The sequence below is a fragment of the Streptomyces sp. NPDC059564 genome, assembly GCF_042735575.1.
Classification (GTDB): domain Bacteria; phylum Actinomycetota; class Actinomycetes; order Streptomycetales; family Streptomycetaceae; genus Streptomyces.
This window is the reverse complement of record NZ_JBHWBP010000040.1, coordinates 1-23,906: the sequence shown is the minus strand read 5'-3', so window position 1 is coordinate 23,906 and position 23,906 is coordinate 1. Positions and strand designations below refer to the sequence as shown.

At 74.9% G+C, this 23,906-nt stretch carries 27 protein-coding genes and 1 tRNA gene; 17 read left to right on the top strand and 11 right to left on the bottom strand.

All coding sequences use genetic code 11. The features are described 5' to 3' along the window. Positions 1-71: 71 nt before the first annotated feature. Positions 72-989: an NAD-dependent epimerase/dehydratase family protein gene (locus ACFV0Q_RS10605; protein ID WP_385003590.1), complete on the top strand. Its 918-nt coding sequence runs from the start codon at positions 72-74 to the stop codon at positions 987-989. Here the strand turns inward: ACFV0Q_RS10605 and ACFV0Q_RS10600 are convergent. Next, the gene (locus ACFV0Q_RS10600; protein ID WP_385003588.1) at positions 961-3,810 is read right to left on the bottom strand and encodes an AAA family ATPase; all 2,850 of its coding nucleotides are present in this window, start codon (positions 3,808-3,810) and stop codon (positions 961-963) included. The two genes, ACFV0Q_RS10605 and ACFV0Q_RS10600, sit on opposite strands and share 29 nt — an antisense overlap. A 392-nt stretch (positions 3,811-4,202) precedes the next feature. On the opposite strand from ACFV0Q_RS10600, the gene ACFV0Q_RS10595 reads away from it, so the two are divergent. The 4 genes from ACFV0Q_RS10595 to ACFV0Q_RS10580 all read left to right on the top strand — a co-directional run bounded on the left by ACFV0Q_RS10595 (position 4,203) and on the right by ACFV0Q_RS10580 (position 7,745). Continuing rightward, positions 4,203-4,700 carry a hypothetical protein gene (locus ACFV0Q_RS10595; protein ID WP_385003586.1) on the top strand — a complete coding sequence of 166 codons (498 nt, stop codon included), beginning with the start codon at positions 4,203-4,205 and terminating at the stop codon, positions 4,698-4,700. A 104-nt stretch (positions 4,701-4,804) separates the two neighbouring features. Beyond that, positions 4,805-5,023: a hypothetical protein gene (locus ACFV0Q_RS10590; protein WP_385003584.1), complete on the top strand. Its 219-nt coding sequence runs from the start codon at positions 4,805-4,807 to the stop codon at positions 5,021-5,023. After that, positions 5,020-6,105 carry a hypothetical protein gene (locus ACFV0Q_RS10585; RefSeq protein WP_385003582.1) on the top strand — a complete coding sequence of 362 codons (1,086 nt, stop codon included), beginning with the start codon at positions 5,020-5,022 and terminating at the stop codon, positions 6,103-6,105. Before ACFV0Q_RS10590 ends, ACFV0Q_RS10585 begins: the two co-directional genes overlap by 4 nt. Positions 6,106-6,311: 206 nt before the next feature. After that, on the top strand, positions 6,312-7,745 hold the full coding sequence (locus ACFV0Q_RS10580; RefSeq protein WP_385003581.1) for a DUF1906 domain-containing protein: 1,434 nt from the start codon (positions 6,312-6,314) through the stop codon (positions 7,743-7,745). Here the strand turns inward: ACFV0Q_RS10580 and ACFV0Q_RS10575 are convergent. The 5 genes from ACFV0Q_RS10575 to ACFV0Q_RS10555 form a co-directional block, all read right to left on the bottom strand. Then, the gene (locus ACFV0Q_RS10575; RefSeq protein ID WP_385003579.1) at positions 7,738-8,250 is read right to left on the bottom strand and encodes a pyridoxamine 5'-phosphate oxidase family protein; all 513 of its coding nucleotides are present in this window, start codon (positions 8,248-8,250) and stop codon (positions 7,738-7,740) included. The two genes, ACFV0Q_RS10580 and ACFV0Q_RS10575, sit on opposite strands and share 8 nt — an antisense overlap. 36 nt (positions 8,251-8,286) lie before the next feature. Further along, a complete protein-coding gene (locus tag ACFV0Q_RS10570; protein ID WP_385003577.1) occupies positions 8,287-9,015 on the bottom strand; it encodes a vWA domain-containing protein in 729 nt (242 codons plus the stop codon). Positions 9,016-9,032: 17 nt separating this feature from the next. Next, positions 9,033-9,380 (bottom strand): acyl-CoA dehydrogenase family protein, encoded by a 348-nt coding sequence (locus tag ACFV0Q_RS10565; protein WP_385003575.1) that lies wholly within the window; start codon positions 9,378-9,380, stop codon positions 9,033-9,035. Positions 9,381-9,586: 206 nt separating this feature from the next. Next, positions 9,587-9,928 (bottom strand): hypothetical protein, encoded by a 342-nt coding sequence (locus tag ACFV0Q_RS10560; RefSeq protein ID WP_385003573.1) that lies wholly within the window; start codon positions 9,926-9,928, stop codon positions 9,587-9,589. A gap of 136 nt (positions 9,929-10,064) precedes the next feature. After that, positions 10,065-10,652, bottom strand: coding sequence for a PadR family transcriptional regulator (locus tag ACFV0Q_RS10555; protein WP_385003571.1), 588 nt, complete (start codon positions 10,650-10,652; stop codon positions 10,065-10,067). A gap of 100 nt (positions 10,653-10,752) precedes the next feature. On the opposite strand from ACFV0Q_RS10555, the gene ACFV0Q_RS10550 reads away from it, so the two are divergent. The 3 genes from ACFV0Q_RS10550 to ACFV0Q_RS10540 are packed head-to-tail and all read left to right on the top strand — an operon-like array spanning position 10,753 to position 13,519. Continuing rightward, on the top strand, positions 10,753-11,889 hold the full coding sequence (locus tag ACFV0Q_RS10550) for an LLM class flavin-dependent oxidoreductase (RefSeq protein WP_385003570.1): 1,137 nt from the start codon (positions 10,753-10,755) through the stop codon (positions 11,887-11,889). Further along, a complete protein-coding gene (locus ACFV0Q_RS10545; RefSeq protein WP_385003568.1) occupies positions 11,886-12,614 on the top strand; it encodes an SDR family NAD(P)-dependent oxidoreductase in 729 nt (242 codons plus the stop codon). Before ACFV0Q_RS10550 ends, ACFV0Q_RS10545 begins: the two co-directional genes overlap by 4 nt. Further along, complete coding sequence (locus ACFV0Q_RS10540) at positions 12,611-13,519, top strand: alpha/beta hydrolase (protein ID WP_385003566.1); 909 nt, start codon at positions 12,611-12,613, stop codon at positions 13,517-13,519. The genes ACFV0Q_RS10545 and ACFV0Q_RS10540 overlap by 4 nt, the downstream gene beginning before the upstream one ends. A 22-nt stretch (positions 13,520-13,541) precedes the next feature. On the opposite strand, the gene ACFV0Q_RS10535 is transcribed toward ACFV0Q_RS10540, so the two are convergent. Next, positions 13,542-13,616: transfer RNA gene (locus ACFV0Q_RS10535), tRNA-Ala, on the bottom strand. A gap of 67 nt (positions 13,617-13,683) precedes the next feature. Between ACFV0Q_RS10535 and ACFV0Q_RS10530 the strand changes: the two genes are divergently transcribed. From ACFV0Q_RS10530 to ACFV0Q_RS10520, 3 genes are read left to right on the top strand one after another with little or no spacing between them, the layout of a single operon-like run. After that, complete coding sequence (locus ACFV0Q_RS10530; protein WP_385003564.1) at positions 13,684-14,016, top strand: hypothetical protein; 333 nt, start codon at positions 13,684-13,686, stop codon at positions 14,014-14,016. A gap of 59 nt (positions 14,017-14,075) precedes the next feature. Next, entirely contained in the window at positions 14,076-14,828 is a 753-nt protein-coding gene (locus tag ACFV0Q_RS10525; protein WP_385003562.1) for a class I SAM-dependent methyltransferase, read from the top strand. Then, entirely contained in the window at positions 14,828-15,202 is a 375-nt protein-coding gene (locus ACFV0Q_RS10520) for a YrdB family protein (protein WP_385003560.1), read from the top strand. The genes ACFV0Q_RS10525 and ACFV0Q_RS10520 overlap by 1 nt, the downstream gene beginning before the upstream one ends. On the opposite strand, the gene ACFV0Q_RS10515 is transcribed toward ACFV0Q_RS10520, so the two are convergent. From ACFV0Q_RS10515 to ACFV0Q_RS10505, 3 genes are read right to left on the bottom strand one after another with little or no spacing between them, the layout of a single operon-like run. Further along, positions 15,175-16,158 carry an acyl-CoA dehydrogenase family protein gene (locus ACFV0Q_RS10515; RefSeq protein WP_385003558.1) on the bottom strand — a complete coding sequence of 328 codons (984 nt, stop codon included), beginning with the start codon at positions 16,156-16,158 and terminating at the stop codon, positions 15,175-15,177. The two genes, ACFV0Q_RS10520 and ACFV0Q_RS10515, sit on opposite strands and share 28 nt — an antisense overlap. Beyond that, a complete protein-coding gene (locus ACFV0Q_RS10510; protein ID WP_385003556.1) occupies positions 16,158-17,303 on the bottom strand; it encodes an acyl-CoA dehydrogenase family protein in 1,146 nt (381 codons plus the stop codon). Before ACFV0Q_RS10510 ends, ACFV0Q_RS10515 begins: the two co-directional genes overlap by 1 nt. Beyond that, the gene (locus ACFV0Q_RS10505; RefSeq protein WP_385003554.1) at positions 17,303-18,160 is read right to left on the bottom strand and encodes an enoyl-CoA hydratase; all 858 of its coding nucleotides are present in this window, start codon (positions 18,158-18,160) and stop codon (positions 17,303-17,305) included. Before ACFV0Q_RS10505 ends, ACFV0Q_RS10510 begins: the two co-directional genes overlap by 1 nt. A 46-nt stretch (positions 18,161-18,206) precedes the next feature. On the opposite strand from ACFV0Q_RS10505, the gene ACFV0Q_RS10500 reads away from it, so the two are divergent. The 4 genes from ACFV0Q_RS10500 to ACFV0Q_RS10485 are packed head-to-tail and all read left to right on the top strand — an operon-like array spanning position 18,207 to position 21,235. Continuing rightward, on the top strand, positions 18,207-18,644 hold the full coding sequence (locus ACFV0Q_RS10500) for an acyl-CoA dehydrogenase family protein (protein ID WP_385003552.1): 438 nt from the start codon (positions 18,207-18,209) through the stop codon (positions 18,642-18,644). Further along, positions 18,641-19,429 (top strand): SDR family oxidoreductase, encoded by a 789-nt coding sequence (locus ACFV0Q_RS10495; protein WP_385003550.1) that lies wholly within the window; start codon positions 18,641-18,643, stop codon positions 19,427-19,429. The genes ACFV0Q_RS10500 and ACFV0Q_RS10495 overlap by 4 nt, the downstream gene beginning before the upstream one ends. Positions 19,430-19,444: 15 nt before the next feature. Then, a complete protein-coding gene (locus ACFV0Q_RS10490) occupies positions 19,445-20,059 on the top strand; it encodes a TetR/AcrR family transcriptional regulator (RefSeq protein WP_385003548.1) in 615 nt (204 codons plus the stop codon). Positions 20,060-20,077: 18 nt separating this feature from the next. Beyond that, positions 20,078-21,235, top strand: a complete 1,158-nt coding sequence (locus ACFV0Q_RS10485) for an acetyl-CoA C-acetyltransferase (RefSeq protein WP_385003546.1) — start codon at positions 20,078-20,080, stop codon at positions 21,233-21,235. Positions 21,236-21,276: 41 nt separating this feature from the next. Here the strand turns inward: ACFV0Q_RS10485 and ACFV0Q_RS10480 are convergent, their stop codons facing one another. Further along, the gene (locus ACFV0Q_RS10480) at positions 21,277-21,918 is read right to left on the bottom strand and encodes an SIMPL domain-containing protein (protein WP_385003544.1); all 642 of its coding nucleotides are present in this window, start codon (positions 21,916-21,918) and stop codon (positions 21,277-21,279) included. Between the two features lie 234 nt (positions 21,919-22,152). Between ACFV0Q_RS10480 and ACFV0Q_RS10475 the strand changes: the two genes are divergently transcribed. Both ACFV0Q_RS10475 and ACFV0Q_RS10470 read left to right on the top strand, forming a co-directional pair. Next, on the top strand, positions 22,153-22,356 hold the full coding sequence (locus tag ACFV0Q_RS10475) for a cold-shock protein (RefSeq protein WP_030010141.1): 204 nt from the start codon (positions 22,153-22,155) through the stop codon (positions 22,354-22,356). Between the two features lie 104 nt (positions 22,357-22,460). Next, the coding region (locus ACFV0Q_RS10470) for a DEAD/DEAH box helicase (RefSeq protein ID WP_385003542.1) at positions 22,461-23,906 on the top strand (1,446 nt) is incomplete at its 3' end.

Below are 23,906 nucleotides of genomic sequence, written 5' to 3'. Positions count from 1 at the left end.
ACGGCCGCGCCCCGGGCGAGGGTTGATCCCACAGCAACGGGAACTCGCAGCCCCAGTACGGGAGTACACGCATGAACCTGCACGTCATCGCCGGCGCCGGAGCCATCGGCAGCGCCACCGCCCGCCTGCTCGCCGCGGCCGGCGAGCGCGTCCGCATCGTCACCCGCGGCGGCGGCGGGCCCGAGCACCCCCTCGTGGAACGGGTGGCCGCCGATGTCACCGACCCGGTACGGCTCGGCGAACTGCTGCGGGGCGCGAAGACCCTCTACAACGCCGCCGCGCCCGCCTACCAGGACTGGCGGACCGCCTTCCCGCCGCTGGCCTCCGCGCTCCTCGCCGCCGCCGAGCGGGCCGGCACGGACTACGTGATCCTGGGCAACGTCTACGGGTACGGCGAGGCGGACGGGCCCCTGACCCCCGACCTGCCCATGAGGCCCAACTCCGACAAGGGCCGGGTCCGCGCCGCGATCTGGGAGGAGGCCCTCGCCGCGCACCGGGCCGGGCGGGTCCGCGTCGCGGAGGTCCGGGCCGGGGACTTCCTCGGGCCGACCGCGGTGGGCCTCTTCCCGCTGCTGGCGGTTCCCGCCGTACTGGCCGGCGCGGAGGCCGTCCTCCCGGTCGGCCTGGACGCACCGCACGCCTGGTCCTTCGTGGACGACGTCGCGCGGACCCTCATCGCGGTCGGTGCCCGGGACGACACCTGGGGCCGCGCCTGGCACGTTCCCTCCACCTCCGAACTGCCCCCGAGGGAACTGCTCGGCCGCCTCGCCGAAATCGCCGGGGTACCGGGCCCGCGGCTCAGGGTGATGACCCCGCAGGAGCTGGACGCGGCGGTGGCGGCCGACGCGGTGATGGCCGAACTCCCCGAGATGGCCTACCAGTACGACCGGGAACTGCTCCTCGACGCCTCGGAGACCGAGCGGGTGCTCGGCGTACGGGCCACCGGGCTGGACCTCGTCCTCAAGGAGACGGCGTCGCGCGGGCGGTGAGGGCCGCCAGGGCGGCGCGGGAGGTCACGTTCGTCTTGCGGTAGATGTGGGACAGGTGGGTGTCGACCGTACGGGGGCTCAGGCGCAGCCGGGCGGCGATGGCCGGGGTGGTCAGGCCCTCCGCGACCAGGGCCGCGATCTGCCCCTCGCGCGGGGTCAGGCCGGGTAACGGCGGCGGGGGCGGGGCGGCCGGGCGCAGCAGGTCCGCGAGGCCCGTCAGGAGCAGGGCCCCGCCCGCCTCCGCGAGGCGCCGGCCCCGGCGCCACATGGCCTCCCCCGAGCCGTCGGGCGCCAGCGGGGCGCCGAGCAGCAGGGACTGGGCCTCCCACAGGGTGGCCCCGGAGCGGGCCGCCTCCGCGGCCGCCCGCGCGTACGTGCCGGCCGCCTCGGCGCGGTGGCCCCGCGCCGACAGCAGCTGGGCGGTGCTGCGCAGCGCCGAGGCCCGCTGCGTGGGCAGGCCGAGCCGCTGCGACTCCGCGGTGGCCAGGGCGGCCCAGCCGTCGGCGGAGCCGAGGTCGCCGCCCGCGACGGCGGCCGTCACCAGGGCCTCCAGGAACAGCGGCCGCATCGACGGCTGGAGCCCGGCCAGGTCGGCGCGGCCGGCGCGGAGCACCGCGGTACGGGCCCGCTCCGGATCCCCCGCGTACAGGGCCGCGTAGCCGAGTACGCACCACGCGAGCGAGGCCCACCAGCTCTGCCGGTTCCCGACGCCCGCCACCGCCTCCTCCGCGACGGCGAGCGCCGTCCGGTCCCCGGGCGGCCGGGAGGCGATCAGCACCTGCGCCTTGTTGGACAGCACCAGCGCGAGGAGTTCGTCGCTGCCGATGCCGCGCGCGATGCTCTCGGCCTCCTCGGTCAGCTCCAGCGCCGAGCCGAGCCGGCAGGTGTTCATGTGCACGATCGCCTTGCACAGCAGCAGGTGCGGAAGGATGTGGAGCGGGCCCCCGCGCCGGGCGATGGCCGTGCCCCGGTCGGCGTGCCGTTCGGCGTCGGCGTACCGCTCCAGGTAGAACTCCGCCCAGCCGAGCCGGGCCAGCGGTTCGCACAGCCCGGCCAGGTCCCGGTCGGCGAGGGCGTCCACGCGGGCGGCGGCGCGGCCGGTCAGCTCCCGGGCCGCGTCCAGGTTCCCCTCGTACGCCTCCCCGAGCGCGGACAGCGCGAGGGCCTCGGCGGCGGCCGCCGCGTCGCCGAGTGCCTCGGCCCCCTCGAAGGCGCGCAGCACGTCGGCGCGGACCTCCGGGTACGGGGTCACGTGCGGGGCGGAGGAGCCCAGTTCGAGGCCCAGGGCGACCGCGTCGCCGGGGCGGGGCGCGGGGTGGCGCGACAGCTCGCGGCGCAGCAGGGCGAGGGCGGCCGGATAGTGGCCCAGGTGGCGTTCGAGCGAGGCGCACAGGGTGACGGCGGCGGCCCGCAGCCCGGTGTCGTCGTCCGCCGGGACCGAGTCGATCAGCTCCCGCAACAGGTCCCGCCCGGACCGCAGTTCACCGCAGACGCTCAGCGCCCGGGCCCGGGCGAGCGTCAGCTCCCGGCGCCGCACCGCGTACCCGGGTCCCTCCGGGAGCACCCGCAGGACCACCCCCAGCCAGTGTGCGCTGCTCGCCGGGGCCGTGGCGGCGCTCTGCGCGGCGGCCTCCAGGAGCACGGCCGCGTCCCGCGGGTCCCAGCCGGTGAGGGCGTGCTCCACGTGGTGGGCCCGCACGGAGGCCGGGGCGCCCGCGCGGGCCAGGGCCGCCGCGGCCGTCCGGTGCATCAGGACCCGGCGGCGGTGGTCGGCGTTCTCGTGGATCACGCTGCGCAGCACCGGGTGGCGCACCACCCAGCGCCCGGCCGGCCCGGGGCGCACCAGGTCCCGCAGGGCCAGCGCCCGCAGATCGGCGTCGAGGGCGGGGCCGGCGCCGGGACCGGCGTCGGGACCGGCGTCGAGGGCGGGGCGCGCGGCGACCTCCGCCAGGAGTTGCGGGGTGGCGTGGTCGCCCAGGACCGCGACGGCCTCGGCGGTGCGGCGCTGGGCCGGGCTCAGCGGGGTCAGCTCGTCGAGCAGCAGCGCGCCGAGGCCGCCGGGGCCGTCGGGGCCGCCCAGCGGGGCGCGGTCCCGGGCCGTCTGGGACTGGAGGAGGGTGAGGAAGTACAGCGGGTTGCCCTCGCTGGCCGCGTACAGCCGGGCCGCCCGGTCCGGCGGCAGCCCCGGGGCCAGGTGCTCGGCGCAGGCGCGCTCCGAGAGCGGTCCGAGGCCGAGGCGGAGCACCGCGCCGGTGTCGATCCCGCGCGTGAGGGCCGCGGCGAGGGAGGCGGAGGTCTGGCGGTCGCGCCGGGCGACGGCCGTGATCACGGGGGCGCGCAGCGGATGGCGTACGAGGTGGTCGAGGAGCTCCAGGGAGGCCGGATCCGCCCAGTGGAGGTCGTCGAGGGCGATCAGAAGCCCGTCCCCGGCGCCGCCCAGGGAGGCCAGCAGGCGGGCCGTCGCACGGTGCACGGCGAACCGGTCGACGGGCCCGGCGGCGGGGCCGTCGGTGCCCCGCAGGACGGGGGCGGCGGCCTCGGCGAGGGGGTCGCCCGGCTCCGGCTCCGGGTCCAGGTCGGCGAAGGCGTCGGTGAACGGCCGGAAGGGGGTGTGCCGTTCGTACTCGGTGGCCCGTCCGCGCAGGACGCCCATGCCGCGCGCCCGGGCCCGTGCGCACAGCTCCGTCAGCAGCCGGCTCTTCCCGATGCCCGCCGCCCCGGTCAGGTCGACCACGCGGGGTCCGTCCGTGCCCCGCCCGGCGAGCACCTCGTCGAGGCGCCGCAGTTCGGCCTCGCGGCCGGCCGGTCCGGTCCTGGTCACGATGAGCCCCCCGAGTGACTGGCGAGGGGGGAAGCGTAGCGAAACGGCGCATGCCGGGATACGTAGGCGGTTCTACGGATGTGGGCGCGGGCCCGCCCTGTCACGCTCGGGAGCGACCGTCCGCACGCGTCCCGGAGGACCGCCCGATGCGCCGATTACGAGGGCTCGCCGCCCCTGTCCTGGCCGCCTGTCTGCTCACGACCGCCGTCGGCTGTTCGCCGTCCCGGGCGGGTGGGGAGGCCGGCCGGGCGGGCGGTGCGGCGCCGACTCCGTCCGGGAGTCCGTCGCCGTCGCCCACCCCGAGCCCCACCCCCACCCCAACCCCCACCCCGTCGCCCACGGTGACGTCCGCGCCGCCGGTCCCGCCGCCCGCGTGCAAGAGCACGGCCGGCATGGACACGGACGAGCGGTTCGCCTACCTCAGGGACCTGCCGGGCGCCGAGGGCCTCAAACACGGCCTGTACGTCTTCTACGACGGGGTGCACTTCAGCCCGGAGCCGGAGCAGCGGCCGTGCGAGCCGCAGAAGATGTCCGTCACCCAGTTCTGGGTGGTGATGAAGGCCGAGGTGAACAGGGACCCGGTGACCCGGCGCACGTACGCGTTCTCGTACCGCTACGAGCTGATCGAGGACCGGGAGTTGTCGGTCGGTCCGGAGCGCGGACATGTCGAGGGGAGCGATCCGCCGGCTCCGACCGGGTGCAAGGGCACGATCACGGTCCTGCACCTCGGGGACGCGGTGGACGAGGACGCCCTGCCCCGGGACCTGAGCTTCCAGAATTCCGACGGCGTCGGCTTCGCCAAGGACATGACCTCGGTGAAGGTCTCCGGGGACCTGGTGCTGGAGGCGCAGTTCGTGCCCCCGAGGGCGCCGCAGCTCTGCAAGGCGTGAGCCGGGCCGGAGCGGCCGGGAGGATCCTACCCGCGAGTATTGACTAAAAGTCAGTTCGGCGTCACGCTCTCGGCGAAGCCCTTGTCCGCACCGGGAGGCCGCTCGTGAGGTCAGAGGAACACGCCACGCTGGAAAGGGAGTTGGGCGGCCCGCTGCCCGACTCGTTCGGATCGCTCGCGCCGCACGACGCGGCCCGGCTGGCCGAGGTGGTGCGCGCCGAGCGGGCACGGCGGGCCGACGGGCTGAACGAGGCCGCCGAGGAGGCGCTCCGGCTGGTGCCCGCCCTCGCCCGCGGAGCCGTACGCACGGTGCTGTTCCGGTGAGCCGGGCCGAGGCCGAGAAGACCGCCCGGCTGCTGGGGGAGGAGCCGGGCGCGCTCGGCTTCCTGAAGGAGCTGCCGGAGGACGACGTACGGGCCTTCCGGGAGCGGGCGAGCGCCGCGCTGTTCGACGGGGCGCCCGAGATGCTGGACCGGATCGCCGCCGCGACGAGGCTGGTGCCCGCCGGGGTGGCCGCCGCGATCTCGCAGAAGGCGCTCGGGCCCCGGCTGGCGGCGGCGGTCGCGGGCCGGCTGGACGCCTCCCGGGCCGCCGACATCATCGGGAAGCTGCCGGTCTCCTTCACCGCCGAGTCCTGCGCGCACCTCGACCCGCGCCGGATCGCCGGGATCGTGGACCGGCTCGACGAGGGGCTGGTCGTACGGATCGGGGTCGCCCTCGCCGGGCGGGGGGACCACCTCACGATGGGGCGCTTCGTCGGACACCTCCGGGACGGGGCCCTCGGCCGGATCCTCGGCCGGGTCGGCGACGCCGACGTGCTGCGGGCGGGTTTCTACGTGGACCAGCCCGAGCGGCTCCCGCGCGTCCTGGCGCTCATGGGCGACGACCGGCTCGCCTCGGTGGTCCGGGCCGCGGCGGCCGACGGGCTCTGGGAGGAGGCCCTGTCGGTCGCCGCGGCGGTCGGCGGCGAGCAGCGGCTGCGGATCGCCGAGCTCACGGCCCGGCTCGACGCGGCCGCGCTCGACCCGCTCGTACGGGCGGCGCACGCCGAGGGGCTGTGGGAGACGCTGCTCCCGCTGGTCGCCCTGCTCGGGGAGGCGGACCGGCGGGCCGTGGCCGCGCTGGACGCGCTCGGCGATCCCGAGGTGCTGGGCGGGGTGGTCCGTACGGTGGTCGCGACCGGGCTGTGGGGGGAGTTCCTGCCGCTGGTGGGGGTGCTGCCGGAGGGGGCGCGGAAGGTGGTGGCGGACGCGGCGGCCGGGCTGGGCGAGGCGGAACTGGACGCACTGGTACGGGAGGTCGTCGAGCGGGACCTGTGGGAGCTGGTGCTGCCGCTGGTCGAGCAGATGGACGACGAGGGCAGGCAGCGGCTGTTCGGCCTCCCGGCGTTCCGGGACCAGCCGTAGCCCTGGCCGGGCGGTTGGGGGGCGGGGGGGGCGCGGGGGCGCCGCGCCCGGGGTGGCACGGCTACGGGGACCACCCGTTGGGGGCGGCCCGCCGGCCCGGCCCACCCGGGAGGAGCGTCGGCGGGCGCGCGGGTGGGCCGGACGGAGTATCCGGGGCGGGGCGGGGGCCGGTTGAGGAGGGGCGGGCTCTGGTAGCTGTGGGGGCCATGCCCTCCCCAACGCTGTTGCGGTGTCTGCTGGGCGCCGCCCTGCTGCTGCCCGTCGCCTCCCTGTCGCCCGCGGTCGCCGTCGGCGCCGGTGCCGGGCGGACCGTCTCCTTCCCGTCGCCCGCGGTCGCCGCCGATGCCGGGCGGACCGTCGCCTCCTCGTCGCCCGCCGTCGCCGCCGATGTCCGGCAGCCCGTCGCCCCCCTGTCGCCCGTCGCCGGCGCTGCCGCCGTCGCCGGGCGGACCGTCGACTACCGGGGGCTGCGCCTCACCCTCCCTCCGGGCTGGCGGGTCGTCGACCTCGACCGGCACCCCGGCGCCTGCCTGCGCCTGGACCGGCCCGCGCTCTACCTCGGGCACGCCGGCACCCAGTCCGAGTGCGCCTCCGGCCGGGCCGTCGCCAACCGCGCCGACACCCTGCACCTGGAGCCCCTCGACGGCGCCCCGCCCCGCGCCGACATCCCGACCCTCCCCGTGGACGCCGGGTCCGGGCTGCCGCCCGCCGACGGGGACAGCGGTGAGGTGCGGTACGCCCTGCGCGGCGCGAAGGTGATGGCCACCCTCTCGTACGGGGAGGACCCGGCCGCCGTACGGGACCTGCTCGCCCGGGCCGCCACGCCCGACGGCGCCGCGCCCCCCGCCGCCGGACCGGCCGTCCCCGCAGCCGGCCCGCCGCCGGCGCCCCGCGCGACCCAGGAGGCCTTCACCGGCACGGGGTTCGACGCCTGCACCGCCCCGACCCAGAAGTCGATGGACTCCTGGCGGGCCGGCTCCCCCTTCGGCGCGGTCGGCATCTACATCGGCGGCCGCGCCCGCGCCTGCGCCCAGCCGCAGCTGACGGCGGGCTGGGTCCGCAAGCAGGCCGAGGCGGGCTGGCACCTGATGCCGATCTGGGTGGGCCCGCAGCCCTGGAACAGTGCCAGCACCGGCCTGTCCACCGACCCCTCCCGGGCCAACGACCAGGGCCGGGAGGCCGCCGACGGCGCCGCCGAGGCGGCCCGCTCGCTCGGCCTGGCCGGGGGCACGGTGCTGTACAACGACCTGGAGAACTACTCCGACCGGGCCACCTGGGACGCCCCGGTCGTCGCCTACCTCACCGCCTGGACGGTCCGGCTGCACGAGCTGGGCTACCGCTCGGCGGCGTACGTCTCCGCGAGTTCGGGGGCCAAGGCGCTGAGCGCCCACCACCACCAGGCCCCGGAGGCGATGCCGGACGTGCTGTGGGTGGCCCGCTGGAACCTGGCGGCGTCCGTCACCGACGCCGACATGGGCCTGCCCGAGGGCACCGCGCAGTGGGCCGGGCCGCGCCGGGCCCACCAGTTCCGGGGGGACCACGACGCCTCGTACGGCGGGGTGACGATCAACATCGACCGCAACTGGGTGGACGTGGACCCGGCCGCCCTCGGACCGGTCGGCGGCGTGCCGCTCAGCTGACGGGGTCGTCCTCGCGGGCGGGCTCGTCGTCGTTGCCCCGGCGCAGGGTGTGCAGCCCGCGCGCCGGGGTCCACGTCCGCACCACCAGCTCCTCGCCCTCGACCCCGACGTGCACGACCTCCGCCAGATCGGCGTGGAAGAGGTGGAAGGGGTGCGGGGACTCCGTCTCCTCGGCGTACCGGTGCAGCTCGGGCGGGTCCACGATCTCCACCGCCCGCCCGGAGATCCGTACGTCCCCGTCGGGCATCGTCTCGCCCTCGCCGGGGTTGGTGTGCAGGGCGAAGCGCGGATCGCGCTGGAGGTCGCGGGCCTTCATCGAGCCCGGCATCATGCCGAGCCACAGCTCCCCGCCCCGGATGTCGACGGTGAGGCCGCTGAGGCGGGGCGAGCCGTCTTTGCGCAGGGTGCCGAGGACGTGGTGCGGGAACTGCGCGAAGCGGGCCCGCACGGCCGCCGCGAACTCCGGCTCCGCCTTCTCGAACGCCGCCCAGTTGTTGATCGTCATACCCCCATCAAACCGTCTGCCCCCACGCCCCGCCGCTCAGACGCGCACGATCCCCGCCCCGCGGGCCGCCTCCAGCCACGCCGGAAACTCCCCCAGGAGCCGGTCGTAGAGCACGGAGTCCGGCACGGTCCGGGGGTCGGAGCCCGCGTGGAAGTACCCCGCGTTGTCCACCACCCGTTTGGCCGGGACGGGCAGTTCGTCCAGCCGGCGCAGGAAGTCGAACTGGCTGCTGCGGGTGTTGCCGAAGCCGACGAACTGCCAGAACAGCGGTAGCCGGGCCGCCTTGCACAGGTACCTCTCCGCGGCGAGCTTGCTGAGGGGCCCGCCATCGGTCTGGAAGACGACCAGGGCCGGCTCGTCCGTTCCGGCCTCCAGGTAGTGATCGATGACGGCTTCCATGGCCGCGTCGTACGACGTCTTCCCCATGTGGCCGAGGCCGGCCGCGATCGTGGTGACCCGTCCCTCGTGACAGCCGAGGGTGATCTCCTCCATCGCATCCACCTCGGTGGAGAAGAACACGACCGGGATCCGGCCGTCGTCGTCCAGGTGCGCGGACAGGCCCAGCACCTGGTCGGCGAGGGCCTGCACGCTGCCGTCCGCGTAGTAGGGACGCATCGATCCCGAGTAGTCCAGGACCAGATAGACCGCGGCCCGGCCGCCCTCCAGTCCGTGTTTGCGCAGCGACACCCCGGCGCTCTTGTACAGGTTCACGAGTGCCGGAGCGGCTGCTTGCACGGCGCGGAGGTCCATCGCACTGCCCGTCATGGGCCCGAGGGTACGCGTCAGCGGGCCGGGTCGTAGCCCAGATGGGCGGCGAGGCGCCGGCGGTGGGCGGCGGGTGGGCCGAAGAGGTGGGTGGAGCCGTGGGCGCGTTTGAAGAAGGTGTGCGCCTCGTGTTCCCAGGTGATGGCGATGCCGCCGTGCAGCTGGATCATCTCGCCCGCGACGTGGCCGAAGGCTTCCGCGCAGGCCGACGCGGCGGCCGCGGCGAGGGCCGGGGCGGCGTCGGCCGCGGCCGCCGCCAGGGCGAGGGCGCGGGCCGTCTCCACGGCGGTGTACAGGTCGGCGAGCCGGTGTTTGACGGCCTGGAAGGAGCCGATGGGGCGGCCGAACTGGACGCGTTCCTTCACGTGGCGGACCGTCGCCTCCAGGGCCCGCCCGGCGGCGCCCGCCTGTTCGGCGGCCAGCGCGGTGCAGGCCAGGTCCCGGACCTGGTCGAGGACGGCGGAGCCGTCGCGGGACAGGAGCCGGGCGGGGGTGCGGTCCAGGGTGAGCGAGGCCGGGGGCCGGGTCGGGTCCAGGGTGGACCGTACGGTGAACCGCGCGGGCGGGCCGGTCAGTTCGAAGAGCCCCAGCCGGCCGGTGTCCTCCGCCCGGGCGAACGCCAGCAGCGGGCGGGCCGCTCCGGGCCGGTCAGGACGTACCGCTTGGCGCCGCTGAGCAGCCAGCCGGAACCGGCGCGCCCGGCCCGGGTGGTGAGGTCCCGGGCCTCCCAGCCGCCGGGCCCGCCCCCGGTCTCCTCCGCCCAGGCCAGCGCCCCCACCAGCGACCCGTCCGCCAGCCCCGGCAGGAGCCGCGCGCACGCCTCCCGGTCCCCGGCCGCGAGCAGCGCCGCCGCGGTCAGCATCGCCGAGCCCAGGTACGGTACGGGGCTCAGCGCGCGGCCCAGCTCCGCCATCACCACCCCGGTCTCGGCGGGCCCGCACCCCAGCCCCCGTACTCCTCGGGAACGGCCAGCGCGGCATCGCGCTCGGCCGCGTCACCGCCGCGGCGGCGCACCGCGACGGCCCGCCGCTGCTCTACTTCCGGCGCGCCTACGGGCGCGTGCCGGACTCCGGCGCCAATGCCTCGATGTCCGCCAGCATGGCGGCGGCCAGGTCGCGCTCGGAGGCGTAGTACCGCTCGGCCCACTTGAGGGTGAGCGTGGGGTACGCCCAGGCCGCCTCGTGCTCGGCGCCCTCCACGTCCGCCACCGCGCGGCGGCGCATCTTCTCGGCGAACTCCTGGTGCCGGAGCAGGATCTCGCGCATCTGCTCCGGCTCCAGCAGGTGCCCCAGCCACAGCCGGAGCATCGGCCCGTGCTTGAGCACCGGGGGGTCGACCGGTGCCTCGCGCGCCCATTCCCGTACGGCGGCCATGCCCTCGTCGGTGATCCGGTACACGCGCTTGTCGCGGGTGCCGGTGTCCTGGGCGACCATCCGCGAGGTGGCGTAGCCGGCCTTCTCCAGGCGCTTGAGCTCGCTGTAGATCTGGCTGAAGGACGGGCTCCAGTAGAAGAAGCGCAGGGACCAGTCCGACCACTTCTTCATGTCGTAGCCGGACAGCTCCTCGCCGAAGGAGAGCAGGCCGAGCACCGCCCAGCTGGTCGCCGGGAGCGCGCGCTTGTTCGTCTCGTCTGCCACGCAGCGCAGTCTACGACCGGTCCCCGCGATGCCCTTCCCTCCGATGGGCGTGACTGCTAGAAGTATTCCTATTAGAAATATCTGATGGAGGGACCGCACCGTGAAGTTCTCGATGATCTTCGAGGCGCAGCTCGTCGACCCCACCCCCGCACGCGAACGCCAGGTCATCCACGACTGCGTCGAACAGGCCGTGTTCGCCGAGGAGATGGGCTTCGACCGGATCTGGGCGGTGGAGCACCACTCCCTGACCCGGTACGCGCACATGAGCGCCTCCGAGATCTTCCTGACCTGGGTCGCCGCCCGGACCCGGAAGATCCGCATCGGCCACGGCGTGGTCACCATGCCCTTCGGCTACCAGCACCCCGTCCGCGTCGCCGAACGCGCCGCCATGCTCGACGTGCTCTCCGGCGGCCGCGTGGACATCGGCGCCGGACGCGGGGCCACCCGCCAGGAGATGTCCATGTACGGGGTCAGGGCCGAGGACACCTACCCGCAGATGGAAGAGGCCCTGCGGATCTTCTCCGCGGCCTGGCGGGAGCCGGAGTTCGAATGGCACGGCTCCCTCGACATCGGCCCCGGCGCGATCCTGCCCCGGCCGGTGCAGGACCCGCACCCGCCGCTCTTCATGGCCTGCTCCAAGCACGACACCCTCAAGCTCGCCGCCGAACTGGGCATCGGAGCCCTGGTGATGGGCTTCGCCGGCGCCGACGACGTCCGCGCCATGCGCAAGGTCTACGACGAGGCCATCGCCACCCGCGGCGGCGAGCGGTTCGTCTCCGACGAGGTCAACGACCACCTCTCCGCGCTCTGCCCGACGATCGTCCTCGACGACGCCGAACGCGCGCTGCGCCTGGGCACCCGGGGCCAGCGCTTCTTCGCCGAGTCCATCGCCCACTGGTACGGCAACGCGCCCGCCCCGACCGGGTACGCCGAGGACGAGGACCACGCGGGCGCCCTCGCCCGGGGCCGCGAGGAGCTCGTCGCCCGGCTCCACGAGGCGAACATCCCGGCCCGGCCCGTCGACACCGGCACCTACAACGCCGAGCACGCGTACGGCAGTGCCGCGACGGCCATCGCCTACGTGGAGCAGCTGCGCGAGATCGGCGTCGACGAGGTGATGTGCCTGATCCAGATGGGCACCGTCCCGCAGGAGGCCTGCATGGAGACCATCCGGCAGTGGGGCGAGAAGGTCATCCCGCACTTCCGCGCCCTGGAACCGGTGGGGGAGGGCTCGTGATCGCGCTCGACGGGAAGGTCGTCCTCATCACCGGCGCCGGACGCGGCCAGGGCGCCGAGGAGGCCCGGCTGTGCGCGGAGGCGGGGGCGCGGGTCGTCGTCACCGACATCCGAGAGGAGGAGGGACGGGAGGTCGCCGCCTCGCTCGGCGACCGGGGGCTCTACGTACGGCACGACGTGGCCGACGCCGACAGCTGGGCGGCGGTGGTGCGGGAGGCGGTGGCCGCCTTCGGGACGGTCTCGGCGCTCGTCAACAACGCCGCCCTGTGGCGCACCGCGCACGTGGAGCGGCAGAGCGCGGAGGGCTTCGGGGAACTGCTGCGGGTCAACCTGCTGGGGCCGTTCCTCGGCATCCAGGCGGTGGCACCGGTGCTGCGGGCCGCCGGGGGCGGCTCGGTCGTCAACATCTCCTCGACGGCGGGCCTGGTCGGCATACCCGGCCACGCGGCCTACGGGTCCACCAAGTTCGCCCTGCGCGGGCTGACCCGGTCGGCCGCGCTCGACCTCGCCCCGGACGGGATCCGGGTCAACTCGGTGCACCCCGGGGCCATCGACACCCCGATGGTGGCCGCCGCGGTCGCCGGGCGGGACTGGTCCCACGTGCCGCTGGGGCGGATGGGGCGGCCGCGGGAGGTGGCGGAACTGGTGCTGTTCCTCTGCTCGGACGCGTCCTCGTACGTGACGGGCACGGAGTTCGCGGTCGACGGGGGGATGACGGCCGGATGAGCGATGCCAGAGATCCCGGAGATCCCGGCGATCCCCTTTCCCCGGCCGCGCGGCGGCTGTGCGACGTCATGGCGGCGGGCTTCCCCGGCCCCGGGGACCCGGCGGCCCTGCGGGCGGCCGCCGTGCCCGGCCCGCCGGGGCCCGCCCTGGCCTCGGTGCGCGACGCCGTCGCCGCCGGGGTCCCGGTCCGGATCTACGACCCCGCGCCCGGGGCCGCGGGCCGGCCGCTCGTCGTGTACCTGCACGGCGGCGGCTGGGTGATGTGCGGGCTGGACACCCACGACGCCACCTGCCGCAAGCTCGCCGCCGCCTCGGGGGCGGTGCTCGTCTCCGTCGGCTACCGGCTCGCCCCGGAACACCCCTGGCCCGCCGCCCGCGACGACGCGCTCGGGGTACTGCTGTGGGCGCGGGCCGGGGCGGAGGCCCTGGGCTGCGACCCGGGGCGGGTGGTGGTGGCCGGGGACTCCAGCGGCGGCAACCTGGCGGCGGTCACCGCGCTGCGGGCGCCCGGACAGGTCGCCGGGCAGCTGCTGGTGTACCCGCCGCTGGACGCCGCCATGGACTCCGCGTCCGTGACCGCGTACGGGCGGGGGTACTTCCACACCGCCGCGCACATGGCCTGGTACTGGGAGCAGTACGGCGGCGACCCCGAGCATCCGCACGTCTCGCCGCTGCGGGCACCGGCGGAGGGGCTGTCGGGGCTGCCGCGCACGCTGATCGTCCTCGCCGACTGCGACCTGCTGCGCGACGAGGGCCTGGCGTACGCGCGGCGGCTCGCGCGGGCGGGCGTGGACTGCGAGGTCCGGCTGTACCCGGGGGTCTTCCACGGCTTCCTGGGCCTGCCGCTGCCCGCCGGGCGGGCGGCCCTCGCGGGAGCGGCGGCCTGGCTGGCGGCGACGCCGTGAAGGCGTGAGGTGAGGTGAGGGGGGCGGGGCGGCCGGATTCGAACCGGCGTCCTCCTCCATGCTGTGTAGGCGCACTACCTCTGTGCTACGACCCCGCCCTTGTGTTCGATCTTAAACGGACCTGGGGCGGGTGCGCGCCCGCATTTCCCCGGCATGATGTGTCCATGCCTGGCTTCCTCCTGCGCGTGTGCCTGCTCCTCGCCGTGGAGTCCGGGGCCGCCCTGCTGCTCTGCGACGCCGGCGCGCCCTGGATCCCCGTCCTGCTGGGGGTGTTCGTCCTCGGCTCCGCCGTACCGCACGGCACCTCGGCGGAGTTCGGGGGCCGCTTCCTCGTCGCCTGCGTGGCGGTGGGCGCGGCCCTCGCGGGCGCGGCGGCCTGGGAGGAGTACGGCAGGCCCGGCGCCGGTCTCGCCGACTGGTCGGTCCGCGCCGCGACGGCCGTCCTCCTCCTCTTCCAGACGGCCGTCCTCCTGCGCCTGTCCCGGCGCCGCGGCTAGCCTCCGCGGACTGGGGGAAAGGGCTGGTCAGGGGCAGGGGATTCGAAAACAATGGCCCCATGACGACACGCGCCCGCTCGTTCGACTCGGCCGCCGCCCTGTACGCGGCCAACCGCCCCGGATACCCCGAGGCGCTGTACGACGCCGTCGAGGAGCTGTGCGGGCGCCCGCTCGCCGGGGCGCGGGTGGCCGACGTGGGGGCCGGGACCGGCCTCGGGACCGGGCCGATGCACCGGCGCGGGGCCCGGGTGGTCGCCGTCGAGCCCGGCGACGGGATGGCCGCCGAGTTCCGGCGGGCGCACCCGGAGGTCCCCGTCGTCCGCGGGGACGGGGACCGGCTGCCGCTGGCCACCGCCGCCTTCGACCTCGTCACGTACGCGCAGGCCTGGCACTGGACCGACCCCGCACTGGCCGTCCCCGAGGCGCTGCGCGTCCTGCGCCCCGGCGGCGCGCTCGCGCTCTGGTGGAACGACATCGACGAGTCCGTCCCCTGGGTCGCCGCGCAGGGCGAGCGGATCCGCGCGTTCTTCGACGCCGACGGCGGCGCGGCGGCGGCCACCGCCACCCACTTCCGCACCCTCCCGCAGGGCCTCGCCTCGGGCTTCACCACCCGGACCGTCGCCTGGTCGCGCCGGATCCCCCTCGACGCGCACCTCGCCAACCTCTCCAGCCACTCCGCCTTCCTGGTCCTCGGCGCCGAGGGCACGCGCGCGTTCATGGACGCCGAACGCGGCCACCTGGCCGGACTCTTCCCCGACGGGACGGTGGAGGAGCCCTACACCGTCGGCCTGTACGTCGCCCGGAGCGCCTGATGTCCGCCCTCGCCGCCGCCCACCGCGCGTTCCGGCTGGTCAACGACGTCCTCGCGTTCCTGCTGGAGGTGGCCGCCCTGCTCGCGCTCGCCGTCTGGGGCTACGAGTGGGGCGGCGGCCTGGTGGTCGGCGCGCTGCTCGGGGCCGTGGTGGCGGGCGCCGCGGCGGTCCTGTGGGGGGCCTTCGCCGCGCCGCGGGCCCGCTACCGGGTGCCGCTGGCGGCCGTCCTCGCCGTGAAGGCCCTCGTGTTCGGCTCCGCCGCCCTGGCCATCGCCGGGCTGGGGCACCGGCGCGACGCCCTGTGGTTCGCCGGGCTGGTGCTCGTCAACACCGCCGTCGTCACCTCCTACCGCTCCCGGGACCGCAGCACCTGAGCCCGGCACGCCGACGGCGTCCCCCACGCGTCGCGCAGCGGACGGGCCTTGCGCAGCCACAGCGACAGGTCCAGCTCCTCGGTGTAGCCGACGGCCCCGTGCAGCTGGAGCGCCGTCAGCGCGGCCGCGTACGCCGCCTCGCCCGCGGTGAGCTTCGCCGCCGCGACCTCGCCCGGCTCCAGGGACAGCGCCGCCGCCCACAGCAGCGGCCGGGCGAACTCCAGGGCCAGCAGGGTGTCCGCCAGCCGGTGCTTGACCGCCTGGAAGGCGCCGATCGGCGCCCCGAACTGGGTGCGCTGCCCGGCGTACGCGACGGTCCGCCCGAGCAGGGCCTCGCCGACGCCCAGGCACTGGGCCGCCGTCAGCAGCCGCGCCCAGTGCAGGGCTTCGCGCGCCGCCGACGTGACGGACGGCCCCGCCGCGAGGAGTTCACCGCCGTCCGCCGGGGCGGACAGCCTGCGGGCCGGGTCGAGGGAGGGCAGCAGGGCGGATCCGCCCGGCGCGAGGCGCAGTTCCCCGGCCGCCGACACCGAGAAGCGGTGCGTAGCGGCGTCCGCGTCCAGGGCGTACGGGGACCCGCCGGGCAGGGTCAGCGTGGCGAGGGTCCCGCCCGAGGCCAGCCCCGGGAGGAACCGTTTCGCCAGTACGTCGTCCCCCAGCCGTGCCAGCAGCACCGACGCGGCGGCGCTCTCCACCACCGGCCCCGGCACCCCGGCCCGCCCCAGCTCCACGAAGCCGAGGGCCAGTTCCACCGGCAGCGGGCCGAGGCCCTCGTACGCCTCCGGCACGGCCAGCGCGAACAGCCCCGTGTCCGCGAGCCGTGCCCACAGCGCCCGCCCCGGCCCGTGCTCCCCCTCCGCCCAGGCCCGTACGGTGGCCGGCACCTCGGCGGCGCCGAGCAGGGAGCGCAGCGTACGGGCGAAGTCCGACTGTTCCTCGGTCGGCAGGAAGCGCATCAGCGGCGGCCCTTCGGGAGGCCGAGCAGCCGCTCGGCGATGATGTCGCGCTGGATCTCGTTGGTCCCCGCGTAGATCGGCCCGGCCAGCGAGAACACCCACGGCTCGGCCCACTCGCCCTCCGCCAGCTCGGCGCGGGCGCCCAGCAGGTCCAGGGCCGTCTCGTGCAGGGCGATGTCGTACTGGGACCAGAACACCTTGTTCAGGCTGGACTCGGCGCCGATCGTCTGGCCCGCCGCGAAGCGGGAGGCGTTGGTCCAGGTGAACAGCTCGTAGGCGCGCGCCCCGACCACCGCGTCCGCGACCCGGTCGCGCAGCGCCGTGTCCGCCGGATCCCCCTCCTCCCGCCACAGCGCGAGGAGCCGGTCGGCGGCCGCCAGGAACCGGCCGGGGGAGCGCAGGGTCAGCCCCCGCTCGTTGCCCGTCGTCGACATCGCGATCCGCCAGCCCTGCCCCGGCTCCCCGATCACGTCCTCGTCCGGTACGAAGACCCGGTCGAGGAAGAGTTCGGCGAACGCGGGCTTCCCGTCGAGGCGTCCGATGGGCCGCACCGTCACCCCCGGCGCCCGCAGGTCGAACATCAGGTACGTGAGCCCGTGGTGGGGCCTGGCCGCCCCGGGATCCGTACGGAAGATGCCGAAGGCCCGGTCCGCGAAGGCGGCCCGGGAGGACCAGGTCTTCTGCCCCGACAGCAGCCAGCCGCCCTCCGTGCGCTCGGCCCGGGACGTCAGCGAGGCCAGGTCGGAGCCCGACTCCGGCTCGGACCAGGCCTGCGCCCAGATCACCTCCCCGCTCGCCATCGAGGGCAGCACCCGCGCCCGCTGCGCGGCGTCCGCGTGGTCGAAGAGGGTCGGGGCCAGCAGGTTGATGCCGTTCTGCGAGACCCGGCCGGGCGCGCCCGCCGCCCAGTACTCCTCCTCGAACACCAGCCACCGCTCGATGTCCACGCCCCGGCCCCCGTACTCCTCGGGCCAGGACACCACCGACCAGCGGTCCGCGTGCAGCAGCGCCTCCCACTCCCGGTGCGCCGCGAAGCCGTGCGCCGTCTCCAGCGAGGGCAGGGGCCGCGCCGGGACGTGCGCGCGCAGCCATTCCCGGGCCTCGGCCCGGAATTCCTCCACGTCAGCCGCGTGGGACAGGTCCATCAGCCCTTCGCCTCCTTCATGGCCTTCATCGCGGCGACGTCCATGCCGCCGAGCGGGTCCGCCGCCGTCTCGGCGTTGTGCGCGTGCGCGAGGTGGTGCAGGCCGAAGACCGAGTCCATGCCCGCGTGCAGGCCCTGGAGGTCCTCGGCCTGGTTGACGGCCCGCTTGGTCAGGGCCAGTCCGAAGGCGGGCATCTGCGCGATCCGCAGGGCCAGCAGCTCGGTGGCGGCGGCCAGTCCGGACCGCTCCACGACCCGGTTGACCATGCCGATCTCGTACGCCCGCCGGGCGGGCATCCGGTCGCCGGTGTAGAGGAACTCCTTCGCGATGCGCGGCGGCATCGCCCACGGGTGCGCGAAGTACTCGACGCCGGGGATGCCCATCCGTACGACCGGGTCGGCGAAGAAGGCGTCCTCGCTGGCCACGATCAGGTCGCAGACCCAGGCCAGCATCAGCCCGCCCGCCACGCACGCCCCCTGCACGGAGGCGATCACCGGCTTCGGCAGCTCCCGCCACCGCCGGCACATCCCCAGGTACACCTCCGACTCGCGCGCGAAGCGGGACTCGGCGCCCGCCCGCCCCGAGTGGTCCCACCACAGCCCGGCCCGCCGCTCGAAGGGCAGGTGGGCGTCGCGGCCGGGGGTGCCGATGTCGTGGCCCGCGGAGAAGTGCCCGCCGGCCCCGGCGAGGACGACGGCCTTCACCCCGGGGTCGTCGGCGGCTCGGTAGAAGGCGTCGTCCAGGGCGTAGGTCATGGCGCTGTTCTGAGCGTTGCGGTAGCGGGGGCGGTTCATGGTCACGTACGCGACCGGTCCGCGCCGCTCGTACAGCACCACGGGGGCTTCGGGCTCGGGCATGCGGCGATCCTTCCCTAACAAGTGTTTGGTAGGTTAACGTACGGCCATGAGCAGCGTCGAGGAGTTCCGCACCGAGGTCCGGGAGTGGCTCCGCACCCACCTCACCGGCGAATTCGCCGCCCTCAAGGGACGCGGCGGCCCCGGCCGGGAACACGAGGCCTTCGCCGGACGCCTCGCCTGGGAGCGGCACATGGCCGCCCACGGCTGGACCTGCGTCGGCTGGCCCGTCGAACACGGCGGCCGCGGCGCGAGCGTCGAGCGGCAGATCGCCTTCCACGAGGAGTACGCCCTCGCCGCCGTCCGCACCCGCGGCGCCGCCTCGCTCCTGGCCACCGGCGCGCACGGGGACCCGTACGAACTCGACGACTGGCAGCGCCTCTTCCTCTTCTCCCGCGCCGACACGATCTGCGCCGGCTCCGACGAGATCCAGCGCAACCTCATCGCCGAGCGGATCCTCGGCCTTCCGAAAGAGGTACGGGCATGACCACCGCGCCGCCCGCCTACGTCCCGGCCCACGGACTGCTCCGCGACCGGACCGCCGTCATCACCGCCGCCGCCGGGGCCGGGATCGGCGGGGCCACCGCCCGCCGTTTCCTGGAGGAGGGCGCCCGCGTCCTCATCGGCGACGCCCACGCCCGCCGCCTGAAGGAGACCGAGCAGGCCCTCGCCGCCGAGTTCGGCGCGGACCGCGTCGCCTCCCTGCCCTGCGACGTCACCGACGAGGACCAGGTCCAGGCCCTCTTCGCACACGCCGAACGCATCCACGGCGGCCTCGACGCCGTCGTCAACAACGCGGGCCTCGGCGGCACCGCCGACCTCGTCGACATGACCGACGCGCAGTGGTCCAAGGTCCTCGACGTCACCCTGGGCGGCACCTTCCGCTGCACCCGCGCCGCCCTGCGCTCCCTGAAGGCCGCGGGCCGGGGCGGCGTCGTCGTCAACAACGCCTCCGTCATCGGCTGGCGCGCCCAGACCGGCCAGGCCCACTACGCCGCCGCCAAGGCCGGGGTGATGGCCCTGACCCGCTGCGCCGCGCTGGAGGCCGCCGAGTTCGGCGTACGGGTCAACGCGGTCGCCCCGAGCCTGGCCATGCACCCGCACCTGGTCAAGGTCACCAGTGAGGCCCTGCTCACCGAACTCACCGCCCGCGAGGCCTTCGGCCGGTACGCCGAACCCTGGGAGATCGCCAACGTCATCGTCTTCCTGGCCAGCGGGTACTCCTCGTACATGACGGGCGAGACCGTGTCGGTCAGCAGCCAGCACGCGTAGCCGCAGAATGGGCCCGTGCCAACGAACAAGAAGAAGCCGCAGGTGACGGCCTCACCCGAGCGCCGTCGCGAACTCCTCGACACCGCCGCCGAGGTCTTCGCGGCGCAGGGCTACAACGCCACCACCGTCCGCAAGATCGCCGACGCCGCCGGCATGCTCGCCGGCAGCCTCTACTACCACTTCGATTCCAAGGAATCGATGCTCGACGAGATCCTCTCGGCCTTCCTGAACGAGCTGTGGGCGGGCTACGACACCGTCCTCGCCGCCGGCCTCGGCCCCAGGGAGACCATCGAGGCCCTCGTCACCGAATCCTTCCGGGAGATCGACCGGCACCGCGCCGCCGTCGCCATCTACCAGAAGGAGTCCCGGCACCTGTCCGCCCAGGCCCGCTTCCACTACCTCTCCGACTCGCAGGTCAAGTTCGAGAAGGCCTGGCTCGGAACGCTGGAGCGCGGGGTCGCCGCCGAGGTCTTCCGCGCCGACCTCGACATCCGCCTGACCTACCGCTTCGTCCGCGACACGGTCTGGGTCGCCGCCTCCTGGTACCGGCCCGGCGGCCAGCACAGCCCCGAGGAGATCGCCCGCCAGTACCTGTCGATGGTCCTGGACGGGATCGCCGTACGCACGTAACCCCCAAGAGGAGTCCCGATGCCCGAGGCCTACATAGTCGACGCCGTACGCACCCCCGTGGGGCGGCGGGGCGGCGGCCTGTCCGCCGTGCACCCCGCCGACCTCGGCGCGCACGTACTGAAGGCGCTGGTCGAGCGGTCCGGGGTGGACCCGGCCGCCGTCGAGGACGTGGTCTTCGGCTGCCTCGACACCGTCGGCCCGCAGGCCGGGGACATCGCCCGGACGTCCTGGCTGGCGGCCGGCCTGCCCGAGGAGGTGCCGGGCGTGACGGTGGACCGCCAGTGCGGCTCCTCCCAGCAGGCGGTGCACTTCGCGGCGCAGGGCGTGCTGTCCGGCACCCAGGACCTGGTGGTCGCGGGCGGCACCCAGAACATGTCGATGATCCCCATCGCCTTCGCCTCCCGGCAGGCCGCCGAACCGCTGGGCTTCACCGAGGGCCCCTACGCGGGCTCCGCGGGCTGGCGCGCCCGGTACGGCGACGCCCCGGTCAACCAGTTCCACGGGGCGCAGCTCATCGCCGAGAAGTGGGGGATCTCGCGGCGGGACATGGAGGAGTTCGCCCTGCGCTCCCACCAGCGGGCGCTGCGGGCGATCGACGAGGGCCGCTTCGTGGGCGAGACCGTCCCGTACGGGGACGTGGCCGTGGACGAGGGCCCGCGCCGGGACACCACCCTGGAGAAGATGGCCGGGCTGAAGCCGGTGGTGGAGGGCGGCACGATCACGGCGGCCGTCTCCTCCCAGGTCTCGGACGGCGCGGCGGCGATGCTGATCGCCTCCGAGCGGGCGGTCACCGAACACGGCCTCACCCCCCGGGCCCGGATCCACCACCTGTCCGTACGCGGCGAGGACCCGATCCGGATGCTGTCCGCGCCGATCCCCGCGACCGCGTACGCCCTGAAGAAGACGGGCATGACGCTGTCCGGCATCGACCTGGTCGAGATCAACGAGGCCTTCGCGCCGGTGGTCCTGGCCTGGCTGAAGGAGACCGGCGCCGACCCGGACCGGGTGAACGTCAACGGCGGCGCCATCGCGCTGGGCCACCCCCTGGGCGCGACGGGCGTGAAGCTGATGACCACGCTCCTGCACGAACTGGAACGCACGGGCGGCCGCTACGGCCTCCAGACCATGTGCGAGGGCGGCGGCCAGGCCAACGTCACGATCATCGAACGCCTCTAGCGAGCCCCCGGGGCGCCCGCCGACGGGCGCCCCGGACCGGCTCAGAGCGGCAGCAGGCCGAAACCGAGCAGGACGGCGGCGTCGACCCGCACCGAACCGGGCGAGAGCGCCCCGTCCTGCTCGTAGCCCTCGCTCCCGCCGCTGTCGCGACCGTGGCCGCGGAACCTCTCCGGATCCACGTCCTGGATGTGGACCACCGGCCCCAGCCGGACCCCGCACGCCTCCGCGTAGACCTCGGCCTTGCGGCGGGCCGCCGCGACGGCGAGGCGCCGCGCCTCGTCGCGCATCGCCGGCTTGTCCTCCACCTCGAACCGCACCTCGTCGACGTGGTTCGCACCGGCGGTGACCATGTCCTCGATCAGCATCTCGATCCGGTCCAGCGCCGTCGTGCGCACCGTGTACGTGGCCACGCACCCGTAGCCGAGGAACTGCCGGTCCACCCCGTAGCCGCTGTACCGCGAGGCCAGCTGAAGCCGCGAGCCGGACACGTCGCGGTCGGGTATCCCGTGCTCCCGCAGCACGGCCCGCAGCCGGGCCACGGCGGCGCCCGCCTCGGCGAACGCCTCCTTCGGTGTCGGGGCGGCGAGATCGACCGCCAGTTCCACGTGGGCGAGTCGGGGTTCGGCGGACACGCTGCCCGCACCGAGCACACTGAGCCCCCAGGGCTCCTTGATCGCTGACATCCGGACAGTGAACCAGTGCGAGAGCACCGGAGGCGCCCCTTCCGGGGGCACGCGTAGCAGGTCACACACATCGGGGCAGCGCGCTCCGCCGGAGGTGTGCTAGCTTTGGAGGCGTTGCAGTTGTGGTACCCATGAACTTTATGTGCGCCTGACGGGAATGCTCCGACAGGCGCTTTAATTGTTTTTACCGGAATCTCCGGATGGGGCCCTTGCCGCCTATTCAGGAGATTCAAAATGGCACTTGGCACCGTGAAGTGGTTCAACTCGGAAAAGGGCTTCGGCTTCATCGAGCAGGACGGTGGCGGCCCGGACGTCTTCGCCCACTACTCGAACATCGCCACCCAGGGCTTCCGTGAGCTCCAGGAGGGCCAGCGCGTGTCCTTCGACGTGACCCAGGGCCAGAAGGGCCCCCAGGCGGAGAACATCATCCCCGCCTAAGGTCTTCAGCATGCCGGGGTCCGCACCGCGAGGTGCGGGCCCCGGCTTGTCTGCTGTTTCACCCCGTTTGTCGTACCTGCCGGTTTCAGGAGGGCTTTTTCCGCATGACCAGCTCCAGCTCCGCACGACCCAGCCGCCGCCCCACCCGGGGCCGAGGTGCGGCCCAGGGACGTCCGAAGGCTGGCGCGGGACGGCAGAAGTCCGCCCCCGTTGCCCGGCCGCAAGAATTCACCATGCCCGAACCGCTGACCCCGGCCCTCCCGCCGGTGCCCGCGTTCGAGGACATGGACATGCCCGAGGCGCTGCTGAAGACCCTCGCCGCCCAGGGCGTGACCGAACCGTTCCCCATCCAGGCCGCGACGCTGCCGAACTCCCTCGCCGGCCGTGACCTGCTCGGCCGCGGCCGCACCGGCTCCGGCAAGACGCTGGCCTTCGGCCTGGCGCTGCTCTCCCGCACCGCCGGCCGCCGCGCCCAGCCGAAGCAGCCGCTCGCGCTGGTCCTCGTACCGACCCGCGAGCTGGCGCAGCAGGTCACCGACGCGATGGCCCCGTACGCCACGTCCGTCAACCTGCGCATCACGACCGTCGTCGGCGGCATGTCGATCAACCGGCAGTCCGGCGCCCTGCGCCGCGGCGCCGAGGTCCTCGTCGCCACCCCCGGCCGCCTGAAGGACCTCATCGACCGCGGTGACGCCGACCTCTCCCAGGTCGCCATCACGGTCCTCGACGAGGCCGACCAGATGACCGACATGGGCTTCATGCCGCAGGTCACCGCGCTGCTCAAGCAGGTCCAGCCCGAGGGCCAGACCATGCTGTTCTCCGCGACCCTCGACAAGAACATCGACAAGCTCGTCAAGATGTTCCTGCACGACCCGGTCGCCTTCTCCGTCGACCCGTCCGCCGGCGCGGTCAGCACGATGGAGCACCACGTCCTGTACGTCATGGACGAGACCGACAAGAAGGCCGTGGCCACGCGCATAGCCGCTCGCGACGGCCGGGTGATCATGTTCGTCGACACCAAGCGCGGCGTCGACCGCATGGTCAAGAAGCTCCTGGCGGACGGCGTCCGCGCCTCCGGCCTGCACGGCGGGCGCTCGCAGCCGCAGCGCAACCGCACCCTCGACTGGTTCAAGACGGGCGAGGTCACCGCGCTGGTCGCCACCAACGTGGCCGCGCGCGGCATCCACATCGACGACCTCGACCTCGTCGTCAACGTGGACCCGCCGACCGACCACAAGGACTACCTGCACCGCGGCGGCCGTACCGCCCGTGCCGGCGAGTCCGGCAGCGTCGTCACCCTGGTCCTGCCCGACCAGAAGCGCGACATGACCCGCCTGATGTCGGACGCCGGGATCTCCCCGCGCACCGCGCAGATCAAGTCCTCCGACGCGGAACTCGCCCGGCTGACCGGCGCCAAGGAGCCCTCGGGCATCCCCGTGGTGCTGGAGGTGCCGCAGGCCACCCCCGCGAAGCCGCGCCCCGGCTCGGGCTCCGGTTCCGCCCGCCGCCGTTCGGGCGGTCCGCGCACCGGCTCCGCCACGGGCGGCGCC